Genomic DNA, 14973 nt, shown 5'->3' on the forward strand with positions numbered 1-14973 from the left:
GGTGGGGCCGGCCCGGAGGTGTCACCGGCCTCAGTAGCCCTGGGCCTGCGGCTGGTAGCCCTGCTGGAACTGCCCGGGCTCGCCGTACTGGCCGGGCCGCTGCGGCTGCATCGGGCGGACCGGGGCGACCGGGGTGACCGCCGGGCGCAGCTGGGCACCGCCGAAGGACTGGTCGCCGGAGCCACCGAAGCCGCCGGGCTGGCCGCCCTGGCCGGCGAAGCCCTGCGGGCCGCCGAAGGACTGCGGGCCCTGGGGCTGTCCGGCCATGCCCTGCGGACCGGCCGGGCCGCCGGCCGGCTGCGCACCGAAGGTCTGCGGGCCGCCGTGGCCGCCGACGAAGGTGTTCTGGCCGCCGAAGCTCTGGCCGCCGGACGGCTGGTATCCGCCGGTGGAGGCCTGGGTGAAGCCCGGGGCCGGGGTCTGCGGGCGCTGGCCGGGCAGGTACGGCTGCGGGCCGCCGTAGCCGGGGACCGGTGGCTGGGGCGCGGCGGCGTACGCGGGCGCGGGCTGCGCCGGGATGTACGCGGTGGCCGGGCCGGAGGACGGCGCGCTGCTCGGGCCGGGGCCCAGGGCGAGGCGGGCGGGCGGCAGGGCGGGGAGGTTGCCGCCGGGACTGTCGTACCCGGTGCCGTACCGGTTGTTCTCGTAGGACGGGCCGGACAGGCCGGATCCGTAACCGGTCGACAGGGCCGGCGGGAGAGCGGCCGGCACATTGATGGGGGCGATCTGCGGGACACCGCGCTCTGCGACGAGGCTGTCGTAGATGGGCGTGCCGGAGGAGAAGGACGGAGAGGGGTAGCCGACTCCGTCGTAGGAGCGGGGCGAGGTCATGGGGCATACGGTAAGCCCACAACGCGCCTGCTGAGGAGACTGGGAGGCGGAGCAGTTCGAGTGTTTACACAAGCTTCGCCCGAACAAAGGTTTCGAAAGTAGGAAGAACGGACATTTTGGCGGCGACTTCCGGCCACTGTCCGGCGACTCCGGAGGCTCGAACAGGGCCCGTACGGGGGTGTCGAAGACCCGTGTGGTGACGGGCCGGTGGACGGTTCGGGGACCGTCGAAGAAACTTCTGCGGGCGGGGCGCGGACCGGCGCATTCGAGCCCCCGCCGGGGGCGCGGCGGGGGCTCGTGAATGTTTCGGGAATAAAGTCCCCGTCAGGGCCGGTATGGGCCCGGCACAGGGTCGGCCGCGCTCCGCTCAGTGTGCCGGGGCGGCCTGCTCGGTGGTCTCGTCGGAGGTCTTTCCGGTGTTCTTCCCGGCGTTCTTCCCGGCAGTCTTCTCAGCGTTCTTCTCCGCGTTCTTCCCGGCGGCCTTTCCGGCCGACGGGCCCGCGGGCTGCTCGGCGGGGCCGCGCTGGGCCGGGAAGCCCGGCCGGCCGGCCACCTCGGAGGTGCAGAACGAGCAGCGCACCGCCGCGGCCGGGATCCTGCTGAGGCACTCGGGGCAGTCCGCCTGGGCGGCCGGGGCCGGCTTGGCGCCCTCCAGCTTCGCCTGGAGCCTGCCGACCGGCACCACCACGATGAAGTAGATCACCGCGGCCACCAGCACGAAGCCGATCAGCGCGTTGACGAAGACCCCGTACGGGAACCGGGTGCCGGCCACCTCGAAGGTCTTCTGGGTGAAGTCGCCGACCGCGCCCGTCGCCACGCCGATCAGCGGGGTGAGGAAGGCCGTCACGAACCCGGTGACCACGGCCGTGAAGGCCGCGCCGATCACGATGCCGACCGCCAGGTCGACCACGTTTCCGCGCAGCAGGAAGCTGCGGAATCCCTTGAGCACCGGGAACTCCATATCCGTACGGGGGAGGGTGGAACGGGACCGCGGGCCCCGGCGGGACATCCTGCCGACCCGGTGGGCCCGCGGTCCAACCGCGTTCACCCGATCCGCGTAACGGGCCGTCGGCCCGGCACGGTCGGGTCAGGCAGTGCGCAGACGCTCCGCGTACGGCTGGATGCGGGCCACCGCCTCCGCGATCCGGCGCACGGTGGCCGCGTCCATCTGCGACCAGAGCGGCACGGTGAGCACCGAGTCGGCGAGCCGGTCGGTGAGCGGCAGCGACTGCGCCTGTCCCAGGTGGGCGTAGGCGCGCTGGCGCTGCACCGGCGGGTGGAAGTAGCGGCGCGAGTCGATGCCCTCCGCCCGCAGCGCGTCGGCGAGTTGGCGGCTGGTGAGGCCGAACGCGACGTCGTCCAGGATGAGCGTGAGGTCCTTGAAGGTGGAAGTGTCGCCCTCCTCCGGCAGCGCTAGGCGCAGCCCGGGCAGTCCGGCGGTCACCGCGGCGAACTCCTTGACCAGCGCCGTCCGGTGGGCCACCCGCTCGGGCAGGCCGGCCAGCCAGTTGAGGCCGACGGCGGCGTGCAGCTCGCTCATCCGCGCGTTCAGGCCGGGGAACAGCGTGTCGTAGTCGCCCGGGTTGCCGTAGTCGCGGGCGGTGCGCAGCCGGCGGGCGAGGTCGGCGTCGCGGGTGGCGACCAGGCCGCCCTCGCCGGCCACCGCGACCTTGGTCGGGCTCATCGAGAACACCTCGGCGTAGCCGAAGTTGCCGATCGGCACGCCCCGGCGGCGGCTGCCGAAGCCGTGCGCCGAGTCGTAGACCAGCGGCACCCCGGCCGCGTCGGCGACCTCCTGGAGGCGCTCGACCTGGCAGGGCGTGCCGTAGACGTGGGTGGCCATCAGCGCGGCCGGGCGGTCGGCGGCGGCCAGTTTGGCGGCGGCGTCCTCGGGGTCGAGGGTGATGTCCCGCTCGCGGGCCTCGGCGAACAGCGGGGTGCCGCCGGCCCAGTGCGCGGCGTGCGCGGTGGCGGAGAAGGTGAAGCCGGGCATCACCACCGGGCGGCGGTCGTCGACGCCGGCGGCCTGGAGGACCAGCATCAGCCCGGTGGTGCAGTTGGAGAGCGCCACCACGTGCGGCACCTCCAGCAGTTCGGCCGCGGTCTCCTCCAGTTCGGCGACGGTGCGGCCGTTGGTGAGCTGCCCGCTGTCGAGCACGGTGGCGAGCCGCTCCAGCAGCGCGGCGCGGTCGGGAACCTGGACCCGGGTGAGCGGCAGCCCGTCGGCGAAGGCGGGTGTGCCGCCGAGGGCGGCGGGCAGGGCAAGGGTGTCGGTGGTCATGGCGCGGTCGATCCCCCCTGGGACGGTGACGGTGACGGTGGCACGGTTGACGACGATGGCGCGACGGACGACGGCGACGGCGACGGCGTGGGCGAGGGCGGCAAGGGCATGGGCGGCAGTGCCGCCGGCTCGGCGCGGCGCCGGGCGCCCCACTGGCCGGGCGCGGCCCGCCACACCGGTGGCGGCCGCCGGCCGGCGGCGGCCCCGCGGCCCGCGGCGGCCGGGACGACCAGCAGCACCAGGGCGAGCGGCAGCACCTGGACCCGCTCGCGGGACAGGATGCCCATGTTGTTGATGGTCGAGAAGGCCCAGCAGAACAGCAGCGTGTAGACGGCGGCGAACGCCACGTAGGAGCGCTGCACGAACAGCCGGGGCAGCCGGCTCAGCCGCGGCCAGGCCCGGATGAACATCACCAGCAGGGCGAAGCACTCCACCGACTGGATGAGGTTCTGGATGTTGGACGCCTCGAACGGGAACGGGCGGAACAGCACGCTGATCACCGCGACCGGCAGCCCCGCCGGGTTGAGGCTGAACTGCGGCGCGGCGTCCTCGGGCGCGGTCGCGTTGATCATCGAGTTGCCCTGGCTGGTGCGCCGGGAGGTCTCCGAGAGCACCTGGTTGACGGCGTCGCCGCCGGTCCCGTCGGTGCCGAAGAAGGTGGAGACCTGCTGGAGCATCAGCACCGCCATCGCGCCCAGCACCACCGCGGTGAGGATGGTGCGCAGCGGCCCCAGCGCGCTGACCTGCTGCGGACGGCGGCGCAGCACGTAGGCGACCATCAGCCCGGCCCCGGCCAGCGCGGTGACGTGCGGGCGGACCATCGCGGTGCCCAGCGAGCCGAGCGCGATGCAGGCGAAGGCGCCGAACCGGCGGTCCAGCAGTCGCGCGGTGCCGTAGGTGGTCAGGCCCAGGCAGAACATCATCCAGGCGTCCTTGCCGATGCTGGACGGCCAGAACAGCAGGGAGGGCAGGAAGAAGACCAGCTTGGCGTACTTGCGGGTGTCCGCCTCCGGGAAGGCGATCTGCAGCGCCCGCCAGAACAGCAGCAGGCCCCAGAAGCCCAGCCAGGAGAAGACCAGGAAGCCGCCGATCAGCGAGGGTCCGGTGATCGCGTAGACCACGCCGGTGATGATGATGACGAAGCCGGTGCCGGCCACCTTCATGCCCAGGTCGTAGTGGACGCCGCCGAGCAGGTCGGCCTGGTCGAGGTAGGCGGCGAGCTCGGTGCCCTTCTGGTGGTACATCTTGGCGTCGGCCGCGCCGCCGTAGAGCACGAAGGCCATCAGGTAGCGGGGGAAGGCGCAGAGCAGCTTGGCGGTCATCGCCAGCAGCAGCAGCCGGAAGACGTCCCGTTCGGGGTTGGCGGCGGCGATCCGGGCGAGGATCGGGGTGCCGACGGCCATCAGCGCCGGGAGGATCAGCAGCGCGCCCCAGGTGTCGTACGAGGTGTGCACGGAGGCGAGCACGAAGAGCGTGACGTAGCCGGTGACCAGGGCGGCGGCGACGGCGGACGGCCAGGGGACGCGGCTGAGCACCGCCGTCGCCGCCCCTGGCGCGCCCGGGTCCCGGGGCGCCCCCGGCATCAGAACACCTCCAGGTCGCCGAGGCTGAACCGCCAGTCGGCCAGGGTGAGCGGGGCGGGGCCGGTGGGCGTGCGGGCGACGAGCGTCATCCCGGTCCGCGGGGCGCGCAGGTAGCCGGTGCGCAGGGCGGCGTCGGCGGCCTCGGTGCCGGGGGAGAGGTGGGTGGCGACGTGGTCGCAGCCGCTCTCGTGGGCGGCGGCGCGCAGCAGCCGGGCGGCGCTGTCCCGGTCGCCGGGGCGGACGATCACGTCGGCGAGGGTGAACTCGGCGAGCGGGCCGCGCCGCCGGGGCCGGCCGACGGCCAGACCGGTCAGTTCGTCGCCGCGGTGGACGGTGAGCACCCGGTAGTCCAGGCCGGGGGCCTCGCCGTAGCGCCAGCGCAGGAACTCCGGGGTGCGGTGGACGGCGAGCCGGTGGTCGGCGGCGTCGGCGGCGGCGCGTTCGCGGAGCAGTTCGGCCAGCGGGCTGTGGTCCCCGGCGCCGGTGTGGGCGGCCAGCCAGGCGGCGGCGGTGGGCAGCCGGCAGTCCTCGCCGACGGGGCGCACGGGGCCGGCCGGGCGGCGGGCGAGGGCGGCGCGCACGCCCCGGGCGAAGGCGGCCGGGCGCACCGCGCGCACCGTGACCGGCACCCGGCCCAGCTCCTGCCAGCCCATCTTCCGGTAGGCGGGCAGGCTGTTGCCGTTGGGTGTGTTGAACACCAGCGCGGCCTCGTCGGCGACCTGGTCGAGCAGGTCGAAGGTGAGCCGTCGGAAGATGCCGCGGCCCTGGAAGTCGGGGTGGGTGGCGGTGTCGACCGGGCGGACGGCGGTGACCGGGGCGCCGTCCTCGCCGCCCCGCCGCCACTGCCAGCGCAGGAACAGCCGGATGCCGACGAGCCGGCCGTCGGGGGTCTCGGCGACCATGCCGGGGCTGGCGCCGAAGGGGTTGCGGCGGTGCTTCCAGGCGAAGAACCCGGCGGTGCGGGTGCCGGTGGGGCCGCCCGCCAGCGTGGTGGTGAGCAGGTCGAGCAGGGCGGGCAGGTCGGTCTCGGCGAGCGGGCGGAAGGTCAGCTCGGCGGGGGCGGGCAGGGCGCTCACGTCCGGACTCGCTCTCCCATCGGTGGTCGGGGGGCTAACGGGGAAACGTCGGTGGGTCGTTCTTCTCGGAGCGGGCCGCCGGGGCGTGCGGTCAGTGCCGCAGGACCCGCGCGTACACCGCCTCGACGGCGCGTTGGGCGCCGGCCACGTCGAAGCGCTCGGCGCGCTCCCGGGCGGCGGCGGCCAGCCGGGCACGCAGCTCCGGGTCCTCGGCCAGCCGGTCGAACGCGCCGGCCAGCGCGGACGGGTCGCCGGGCGGGACGAGGAGGCCCTGCTCGCCGTCGTCCAGCACCTCGGGCATGCCGCCGACCCGGGTGACCACGGCGGGCAGTCCGCTGGTCATCGCCTCCATCAGCGCGACCGGCAGGCCCTCCTGGCGCGAGCTCAGCGTGAACACGTCCAGGGCGGGCAGCAGCGCGGGCACGTCGGCGCGCGAGCCGGCGAACACGACGGTGTCCGCGACGCCCAGCTCGGCGGCCCGGGCGCGCAGTTGCGCGTCCAGCGGCCCGGCGCCGACCAGCAGCAGCCGGGCGTCCGGGCGGCGGCCCAGCAGCGCGGCGTGCGCGGCGAGCAGGGTCGCCTGGTCCTTCTTGGGGGTGAGGTTGCCGACCGTGCCGACCACGAACGCGTCGGCCGGCAGGCCGAGTTCGGCGCGGGCGGCGGCCCGGGCGGCCGGTCCCTCGGGCGCGCCGGCCAGGTCCGGGCCGTGGTGCACCACGGTCACCCAGTCACCGGGGCGGCGCCGGCCGGGCGGGATGCTCCCGGCGACGGCGTGCGAGACGGCGATCACCGCGTCGTTGCGCCGGTAGGTGAGCGCGTTGGCCCAGCGGGTGGCCGTGCGGTAGCGCTCCCAGACGTTGTGCTCGGTGTGCACCAGCCGCGGCGCGGCCCCCGCGAGGGTGGGGGCGAGCAGCCGGGCGGCGGCCGCCGGGACGGGCATGTGGGTGTGCACCAGGCCGTACCGGCGCGCGGCCAGCAGCGCGCGCAGCCGCAGCGGCCAGCGCGGGTCGGCCCGGCCCGGGGTGCCCGGGACGCCGCCCAGGCAGTGCACGCTCACCCCGGCCTCGGTGAGCGCGGGCGCGAGCGCGTCCTTCCACGGCAGGACGTAGGCGACCTCGATGCGGTAGCGCGAACGGTCCGCGTGGCGGGCGCAGTTGAGGAGCAGCTGTTCGGCGCCGCCGCGGCCGAGGCCCTTGGCCAGCCAGAGCACCCGGGTGGGCGCGCCGGCGGTGCCGTCCGCCGCTCCGGTCAGGGGGCCGTTCACCGCTCCTCCGCCTCGCGCAGCAGGGCCGGCTCGCCCTGGTCGCCGTCGGACGCGCCGTACGGCCGGTGGCCGTCGCCGTCGCCGTCCGCTTCGGGGGTGCGCCGCGCCCAGCTGGGCGTGGTGCGTCCGCCGCCGCGTTCGCCCGGCTGCTCGGAGCCCCGTTCCGCCGCGGGTCCCGCCGGCCCGCTCGGGCGCGGGGGTGCGGCGGCCTGCGGCCCGCCCCGGCCGGCCGGGGCGGGCGCCCCGGAGCCGCCCGCGGGGGCGCGCCGCCGCCCGCCGGACGGCCCGTAGGTGCCGAGCAGCGCCACCCCGGCCACCGGGACCCCGGTGCGGGAGAGCAGTTCGGCCACCCGGTCGGCCTGCTCCGGCGTGACGTTTCCGCTGCGCACCGTCACCAGCACCGCGTCCGCGTGCTGCACCAGGTCGTAGGCGTCGTTGGCGTGCAGCAGCGGCGAGGTGTCGACCAGGATGACGTCCGCGTGCCGCCGGGCCCGGCGCAGCACCTCGCCGGCCCGCAGGACCAGCGCCGCCGGGTAGGCGGTGGTGTTGCCGCCGGTGATCAGCGAGACGCCGTCGACGTTGGTCGGCCGCACCAGGTCGTCCAGCTCGCCGAGCCGTTCGCCGCTGAGCAGTTCGGCCATGCCCGGCCCGTCGCCGACGCCGAGGTGGGTGTGCAGCTGCGGGTGGCGGAAGTCGCAGTCCAGGACGAGCACCTCGCGGCCGGTCTCGGCGAGCGCGGCGGCCAGGTTGGCGATGGTGATGGTCCGGCCGTCGCGGCTGCCGCCGGAGGCCACCAGGACCACCGGCGCGGCGGGCTCGGCGAGCCGGCGCGAGACGGTCTGCGCCGGGTCCCGGTCCTCGCCGCCGCCCGGGCGGGCCAGCGTGTCCGGGCCGGTCAGCAGCAGGGTCGAGCGCAGCGAGCGGTACGCCTCGGCGGCCGGGTCGGACGGCCGGGCGCGCACCAGCGGTTCGCGCACCCGCCGCTGACGGCGCGACAGGTGCGGCACCTCGCCGATCACCGGCAGGTTGAACGCCTCCTCGACGGCGTTGCGGCTGCGCAGCCTGGTGTCCATCCGGCTGAGCATCAGCGCCGCGACCACGCCGAGCGCCAGGCCGAGCACCACCGCGAGGCCGAGGCGCACGCTGCGGCTGGGGGAGGAGAGCAGGTTGCCGGTGCCCTGGCGGGCGTCGATGCTGCCCCACTGCTGGATGGCGTCGGTCTGGGCGCTGTTGGCCAGCTTGCTGATCGTGGTGAGGGTGGTGGTCAGCGAGGTGGCGGCGGCGGTCAGCTTGGGCTGCAGCTTGGGCTGGTCGGCGGCCGAGGAGCGGTTGAACTGCGCCTGGATCTCGTTCAGTTGCTGCTGCTGGGTGTCCGCCTGGGCCTGCAGCTTCTTGATCGTCTCGGCGGCGCTGCGGGCCGACTCGTCGCTGTAGCCCTTGATGATCGCCGCCGAGTAGGCGGTGGCCAGGTCGGAGCAGGACTGCTTGGTCGGGCCGGTGGTGGCGATGGTCAGCATCTGCGGGCTGTCCGCGGTGACGGTCCGGCGGGCGATGACCTCGGAGGCGTCGGCGATGCCGACGGCCTTGGCGGTGGCCGCCGCGACGTCCGCGCCCTGCGCGTAGGAGAGCACCTGGTCGGCGCGGACGGTGTCGCCCGCGCCCGCGACCGGGGTGATCGCCACCTTGCACTTCCATTTGGCGTTGTCCACCGTGTCGCCGGTCGGGGTCAGCAGCCAGCCGACGACCAGCGCGGCGAGCGTGCAGCCGACGAGCAGCCGCCAGTAGCGCCGCAGGACGGTGAAGTGGTTTGCCGGTTCCACCGGTTGGATCCCCTCGCGTTTGTGGTGCGGTGGTGCTGTCAGCGCCCGTCGAGCCCCCGGCGGGAGCACGGTGGGACCGGGTACCGCTGGGGTGTCACGCCCCGGGGCATGACCGGAAGGCCCTCGCGGGCACGGTGGAATCCCTCGGCCGGTGTCGCAACCCGCCCCCCTGACGACTCGCGGCCGACGTCTCGACGACGCCGCGCTCCCCACGGCCCGGCCCGGCCCCGGCGGTGCACCGAGACCGGTGCCTGCCGACCGCCGCCCCCGCCGGTCCCCTTGCGATGCTTCCCGAGCCCCGACGTGCGGCGCAACCACTTTGGCGATACTCGTCCGGGAGATCCCCGGCGGCCGGGTCCGGAGCGCCGGGATCCGGACGGAGCGGACCCGGCCCGGCGCGGCCGGCGGGTGCGCTCAGACCGTCCGCAGCCGCAGCGAGCGCTCGTAGAACTCCACCATCTGGGCCGACACCTGGTGCAGCGTGAACGAGGTCAGGAACCGCGCCCGCGCCGCCTTCGTCCGCACCCGCGCCGAGGCCCGGTCCTCCAGGGTGTCGGTCAGCGCCGCCGCCAGCGCGGCCGGCCGCTCCGGCGGCACCAGCCGGGCGTAGTCCTCCGAGCCCACCGTCTCGCGCAGCGCCGGCACGTCGGCGGCGACCAGCGGCACCCCGACGCCCATCGCCTCCATCGCGGCGCTGCCCAGCCCCTCCCAGCGGGACGGCACGGCGAACGCGTCGGAGGCCGCCATCAGGTCGAACACGTCGTCGCGCGGCCCGAGGAAGCGCACCCCGGTCGTCGCCGCGGCCAGCGCCCGCAGCCGCTCGCTCTCGCTGCCCTCGCTGCCGGCCAGCAGCAGCACCGCCTCCGGCTCCGCGCGCAGCACCTGCGGCCAGGCCTCCAGCAGCACGTCCAGGCCCTTCTGGTACTGCTGCCGGGCCGCGGCCAGCACCACCGGCACGTCCGGCGGCAGCTCCAGCGCGGTGCGCACGGCGGCCCGCCGGTCCGGCGTCACCGTGCCGAGCCGCTCCGGGTCGCGCCCGCGCGGCACCACGTCGATCCGCTGGGACGGCACCCGCAGCCGGTGCGCCATCGCGCCCGCCACGTAGCGGGTCAGCGCGTGGAAGCGCCGGGTGCCCTGCGCGGTCGCCGCGTCCACCGTCTGCGCGGCCCGCACCTTCCACGGGCTCAGGCCGCGCGCGTTGCGGTGCTCCGGCCCGTACGACGCGTTGACCAGGCTGGTCACCACCGGGGTGCGGGCGGCCAGCGCGGCGGCCCGGCCGAGCACGTCCGACTCGTACAGCGTGGTGTGCACCAGGTCCGGGCGGCGCTCGCGGACCAGCCGGTGCAGCGCGGCGACCGTGCGCCCCCGGGTGGTCCGGCCGACCCCGAACACGTCGGCGCCGGCCGCGGTGAGCTCCGGCTGGAAGCCGCCGGGGGAGTCCTTGAGGTACGCGACGTCGAGCTTCACCCCGGCCCGCACCAGCTGGGGGGCCATCGCCACCAGGCCCTGCTCGGCCCCGCCGACCCGGCTCACGCTGTCGATCACATAGAGCACATGCACAGGCCAACCCCCGCCCTCCTGGGCGCGCCCGGTCTCCCGTGCCGGGACGGCACCCTGACTGCCGCTCAGCATCGCAGGTCGCGACCGGCACCCGCCAGCGATTCGGTCACACCGGGGACGGGGCCGGACGGCCGGTGGCGAACCGTCAGGGGGCGGACGACAGCGTGGAACAGGGCGCGCGGACCCTGCGAGGGGCGCACGACGGCGCCCGCCCGGCGCCTTTCGGGAGTACCCGCGCTGGCGCACGGACCACCGCCGGGTTGCGCGAAGGGGTCGTCCCAGGCCGGAGGGCTGTGCCAAGGTCTTTCCCATGCCTGAAGCGACACCGGTCAGGACGACCGGAACCCGCCCCCGCATCCTCCATCTCATCACCGATCCGCGCCGCCGCGGCGCGCAGGCCCTCGCCCGCGACCTCCACCGCGAACTGCGCCGCCGGGGCCAGGCCTCCGCCCTGCGCGCGCTGGCCCCGCACCCGGACGCCCACCCGGACGCCCCCGACACCCGCTCCACCACCGTCCTCGGCCCCGGCCGCCTCCACCCGCGCACCCTCGGCGCCCTGCGCGCCGCCGCCCGCACCGCCGACCTCGTCGTCGCCCACGGATCCTCCACCCTCCCCGCCTGCGCCCTCGCCCTCGCCGGCACCCGCACCCCGTTCGTCTACGTCTCCATCGGCGACCCCCGGCACTGGACGCCCGGCCCGGTCCGCCGGCTGCGCACCGGCGCCCTGCTGCACCGCGCCGCCGCCGTCACCGCCCTGGCCGACGAGGCCCGCGACCTGCTCGTCGAACGCTTCCGGCTGCCCGCCGCCAACGTCCGCACCATCCCCAACGCCCGCTCCGCCGACCTCTACCCGCCCGCCGACGGCGAGGCCGACCGGCGCGCCGCCCGCCAGCAGTTGGGCCTGCCGCCGGACGGCCTGCTGGTCGCCTGGGTCGGCGCGATCGCCCCCGAGAAGCGCCTGGACCTCGCCCTCGACGCCCTCGACCGGCTCCCCGACGTGCGGCTCGCCGTCGCCGGCGACGGCCCGCTGCGCACCGCCCTGGAGCGACATCCGGCCGCCGCCCGGGCCCACTTCCTGGGCACCCTCGCCGACCCGGCCCCGCTCTACCGGGCCGTCGACGCCGTCCTGCTCAGCAGCGACAGCGAGGGTGTGCCCGGGGTGCTGATCGAGGCCGCGCTGGCCGGCCTGCCGGCCGTCGCCACCGACGTCGGCTGGGTCGGCTCGGTGGTCCGGGACGGCATCACCGGCGCGCTGGTCGCCCCCGGCGACCCGCCCGCCCTCGCCGAGGCGCTGGCCAAGGTGCTGGCCGGCGACCGCGCCGGACTCGGCGCCGCCGCCCGCGCCCACGCGCTGGCCCACTGCGACCTCGACGTGGTGGTCGACACCTGGCAGCGGCTGTTCGGCGAGGTCTGCGGCCGCGGCGGACCGGGCGGACGCGGCTGACGCGTCCCGGTGCGCCGGGCCGGGTGCGCCGTTCAGGCGAATCCCGGCCCGACGCACCGGGACGACTGGCCGCTGACGTTCCGTCGCGGGTCACACTCCCCGGTGTGAAGTCGATCCTTCGAACCACCCTGCTGCTGGCCGTCGCCACCGGGATTGCCGTTTCCCCCCTCCAGGCCGCCGCCGCCAGCCACCAGCCGCCCCGCGAGGGCACCCCGTTCTCCCGTCTCGACACCATCCAGCCGGTGCGCGAGAGCGCCCGCACCGAGGCGCTGGAGTTCTTCTGGTACGACTGCGGGCACTCGCAGGCGCTGGAGCAGCCGCTCCAGAGCTGGACCGAGCGGCACCGCGCCGACGTCGACCTGCGCCGCGTCCCGGCGATCTGGCAGGGCAGCCGCGAGGAGGCCGCGCAGCGCGGCCACGCCCGGCTGTACTACACGCTGGAGCGCCTCGGCCTGGTCGAGCGCCTGCAGACCGAGGCCTTCCGGGCGGTGCACACCAACGAGCAGGACCTCATCACCGAGGACACCGCCGCCGCCTGGGCGCAGAGCCAGGGCGTCGACCAGCAGCGCTTCCGCGAGGCCTACGGCTCGGAGGCGGTGGGCCGGTCGGTCGACGAGGCCGCCGAGCTGTTCGTCCGCTACGGCATCAACGAACTGCCCACCGTGGTCGTCCAGGACGAGTACCGCACCTCGCCGACCAACGCCGGCGGCGTCGAGGCGATGCCCGAGGTGATGGACCACCTCGTCGCCCAGGACCAGCAGCGCCACCCGGCCCACACGCTGCACTGACCCTCCTCCCACCCCACCCGACCGCCCCGGCGGGCCGGCCGCACCGCGGCCGGCCCGCTCTTTTCCGGCCGCGCGGCACATCGCGATCCGATCACCTTCACCGAACCGACCCCCGGCGGCCACACTCTGTGCCAGAGTGGGCCCGGGCCGCGCCGCCGACGGTGTCAACAGCCGCTGCGCCGGGCCCACTTCTCGATACCGCCGGTACCGGAGAGGGCAGGTGTCCGTGGGGGGACAACGCGCGCAGCTCGTCGACGAGCGCGACAGCCAGACAACGCAGGCCCCGGGGCGGCGCCCGTCGGCCACCGACGGGCCGCCACCCGAACTGATCTTCAAACGCCGGCTCCGCCCGGCCCAGGTGGCCCGCGAACTGTGGGGCGCCCGTGAACTCGTCCGCGCGCTCGCCGAACGCGACCTGCGCGCCCGCTACAAGCAGGCCGTGCTCGGCTTCGCCTGGGCGGTGCTCACCCCGCTCGCGCTGTGCGCCATCTTCACCCTGGTGTTCCGCCGCGCCGTGCACGTCGACACCGAGGGCGCCGCGTACCCGCTGTTCGCCTACGTCGGCCTGATCGTCTGGCAGTTCTTCAGCAACACCATGAACCAGGGCGCGCTGAGCCTGGCCAACAACCTCAGCCTGCTCAACAAGGTGTACTGCCCGCGCGAGGTCTTCCCGCTCGCCACCATGCTGGTCGCCACCGTCGACATGCTGATCGGCACCGCCGTGCTGGGCCTGCTCTTCCTGGTCTTCTGGACCGCCCCCGCGGCGACCTTCCTGTGGGTGGTGCCGCTGCTGGGCATCCAGTTCGCCTTCACCTACGGCATCGCCCTGGTCCTGTCGGTGGCCGTGGTGTACCTGCGCGACGTCCGCCACCTGCTGCCGATCATCACCCAGATGGGCGTCTTCGCCACCCCCGTGGCCTACCCACTGGCCCAGATCCCGGAGCGCCTCCAGGAGGTCTACGTCGGCCTCAACCCGCTCGGCGCCGTGATCGAGGGCTACCGCAACGCCCTGCTGTACGGCCAGGCGCCCGACGCCGCGCTCACCACGATCGCCGCGATCTCCTCGGTGGTGTTCCTGGTCGGCGGCTACCTGCTGTTCAAGAAGCTGGAGACGGGGATCGCCGATGTCGCCTGACCAGACCCTCCCGCTGGGGACCATCCGCACCGACCAGGTGTGGAAGCGCTTCAAGGCCGACCAGCAGCGGATGCTGCTGCGCGACAAGGTCGAGTCGATGGCCCGTCGGCTGCGCGGCGAGAAGGGCGAGGACTGGCGCTGGGCGCTGCGCGACATCTCGATGCAGATCGAGCCGGGCGAGTCGGTCGGCCTCATCGGCTCCAACGGCTCGGGCAAGTCCACCCTGCTCAAGATGCTGACCCGGGTGATGTACCCCTACGGCGGGGTGATCGACGTGCGCGGCCGGATCGGCGCGCTGATCGAGATCCGGGCCGGCATCCACCCCGACCTGACCGGCCGGGAGAACATCTACCTGTTCGGCGCGCTGCTCGGCCTGCGGCGGCGCGAGGTGGCCACCCGCTTCGACGACATCGTCGAGTTCGCCCGCCTCGGCGGGGCCATCGACCGGCAGGTGAAGTTCTACTCCTCGGGCATGCAGATGCGCCTCGGCTTCGCCGTCGCCGCCTACCTGGAGCCGCACGTCCTGCTGGTGGACGAGGTGCTGGCGGTCGGCGACGCGGTGTTCCAGCAGCGCTGCCTGGACCGCATGCGCGAGGTCGCCGAGCAGGGCACCACCATCGTCTTCGTCTCGCACGACCTGCCCGCCGTGGAGTCCATCTGCCGGCGCGGCATCTGGCTGGAGCAGGGCTCGATCCGGGTGGACGCCGGGATCAAGGAGGCGATGGCCGGCTACCGCGACTCCATCGAGGCGCAGTCCGAGGCCGGCGGCCGCACCGGCGAGCCGATCCAGCTGCTCAAGCACGAGGTGCGCGGCGAGGAGCGGGAGAGCCTCACCACCGACGAGCCGATGACCGTCGAGCTCACCCTGGGCGGCGAGTACCGGGGCGACGCGACCCTGCACCTGGGCGTCAGCGAGGGCACCTCCAGCCCGATCTTCCAGATCAGCCACGAGATCCGGCTGACCGGCGGGGACCGCCGGGTGTCCTGCGTGATCCCCCGGCTGCCGCTGCCGCGCGGCCGCTACACCCTCTGGGCCGGCGTCTACAGCATCGGCAGGACCGACGGCGGCACGCTGATGAGCTGGCACTCGGCCGGCCAGTTCGACGTGTTCGGGCCGATGCTGGACTCCCCGCCGCGGGCCGTCGTGCTGGCCGCGCCGGTGTTCGTCCCGCACCACTGGGAGGAGTGAGG

At 75.2% G+C, this 14973-nt stretch carries 11 protein-coding genes and 1 pseudogene; 4 read left to right on the top strand and 8 right to left on the bottom strand.

All coding sequences use genetic code 11. The features are described 5' to 3' along the window. Window positions 1–30 precede the first annotated feature (30 nt). The 8 genes and pseudogenes from ACFCLZ_RS32165 to ACFCLZ_RS32200 form a co-directional block, all read right to left on the bottom strand. On the bottom strand, window positions 31–831 hold the full coding sequence (locus ACFCLZ_RS32165; protein WP_380281402.1) for a DUF6643 family protein: 801 nt from the start codon (window positions 829–831) through the stop codon (window positions 31–33). A gap of 538 nt (window positions 832–1369) precedes the next feature. Next, window positions 1370–1780 (bottom strand): annotated as a pseudogene (gene mscL / locus ACFCLZ_RS32170) (large conductance mechanosensitive channel protein MscL); the annotation flags it as partial. 138 nt (window positions 1781–1918) lie between these two features. Continuing rightward, on the bottom strand, window positions 1919–3112 hold the full coding sequence (locus ACFCLZ_RS32175; RefSeq protein ID WP_380281403.1) for a DegT/DnrJ/EryC1/StrS family aminotransferase: 1194 nt from the start codon (window positions 3110–3112) through the stop codon (window positions 1919–1921). Then, a complete protein-coding gene (locus tag ACFCLZ_RS32180) occupies window positions 3109–4695 on the bottom strand; it encodes a hypothetical protein (protein WP_380281404.1) in 1587 nt (528 codons plus the stop codon). Before ACFCLZ_RS32180 ends, ACFCLZ_RS32175 begins: the two co-directional genes overlap by 4 nt. Then, window positions 4695–5771, bottom strand: a complete 1077-nt coding sequence (locus ACFCLZ_RS32185) for a GNAT family N-acetyltransferase (RefSeq protein WP_380281405.1) — start codon at window positions 5769–5771, stop codon at window positions 4695–4697. Before ACFCLZ_RS32185 ends, ACFCLZ_RS32180 begins: the two co-directional genes overlap by 1 nt. Window positions 5772–5862: 91 nt before the next feature. Beyond that, window positions 5863–7035 (bottom strand): glycosyltransferase, encoded by a 1173-nt coding sequence (locus ACFCLZ_RS32190; protein ID WP_380281406.1) that lies wholly within the window; start codon window positions 7033–7035, stop codon window positions 5863–5865. Further along, the gene (locus ACFCLZ_RS32195; protein ID WP_380281407.1) at window positions 7032–8855 is read right to left on the bottom strand and encodes a hypothetical protein; all 1824 of its coding nucleotides are present in this window, start codon (window positions 8853–8855) and stop codon (window positions 7032–7034) included. The genes ACFCLZ_RS32190 and ACFCLZ_RS32195 overlap by 4 nt, the downstream gene beginning before the upstream one ends. A 414-nt stretch (window positions 8856–9269) precedes the next feature. Further along, on the bottom strand, window positions 9270–10400 hold the full coding sequence (locus ACFCLZ_RS32200) for a glycosyltransferase family 4 protein (RefSeq protein WP_380281408.1): 1131 nt from the start codon (window positions 10398–10400) through the stop codon (window positions 9270–9272). A gap of 325 nt (window positions 10401–10725) precedes the next feature. Between ACFCLZ_RS32200 and ACFCLZ_RS32205 the strand changes: the two genes are divergently transcribed. From ACFCLZ_RS32205 to ACFCLZ_RS32220, 4 genes are all read left to right on the top strand, one after another. Continuing rightward, the gene (locus tag ACFCLZ_RS32205) at window positions 10726–11859 is read left to right on the top strand and encodes a glycosyltransferase family 4 protein (RefSeq protein ID WP_380281409.1); all 1134 of its coding nucleotides are present in this window, start codon (window positions 10726–10728) and stop codon (window positions 11857–11859) included. Window positions 11860–11963: 104 nt separating this feature from the next. Beyond that, complete coding sequence (locus ACFCLZ_RS32210; protein WP_380281410.1) at window positions 11964–12647, top strand: thiol:disulfide interchange protein DsbA/DsbL; 684 nt, start codon at window positions 11964–11966, stop codon at window positions 12645–12647. Window positions 12648–12873: 226 nt separating this feature from the next. Then, window positions 12874–13782 (top strand): ABC transporter permease, encoded by a 909-nt coding sequence (locus ACFCLZ_RS32215; protein WP_380281411.1) that lies wholly within the window; start codon window positions 12874–12876, stop codon window positions 13780–13782. Next, window positions 13772–14971, top strand: a complete 1200-nt coding sequence (locus ACFCLZ_RS32220; RefSeq protein WP_380281412.1) for a polysaccharide ABC transporter ATP-binding protein — start codon at window positions 13772–13774, stop codon at window positions 14969–14971. The genes ACFCLZ_RS32215 and ACFCLZ_RS32220 overlap by 11 nt, the downstream gene beginning before the upstream one ends. The last annotated feature ends 2 nt before the right edge of the window (window positions 14972–14973 follow it).

Source organism: Kitasatospora purpeofusca, from assembly GCF_042691725.1.
GTDB classification, from domain to species: domain Bacteria; phylum Actinomycetota; class Actinomycetes; order Streptomycetales; family Streptomycetaceae; genus Kitasatospora; species Kitasatospora purpeofusca_B.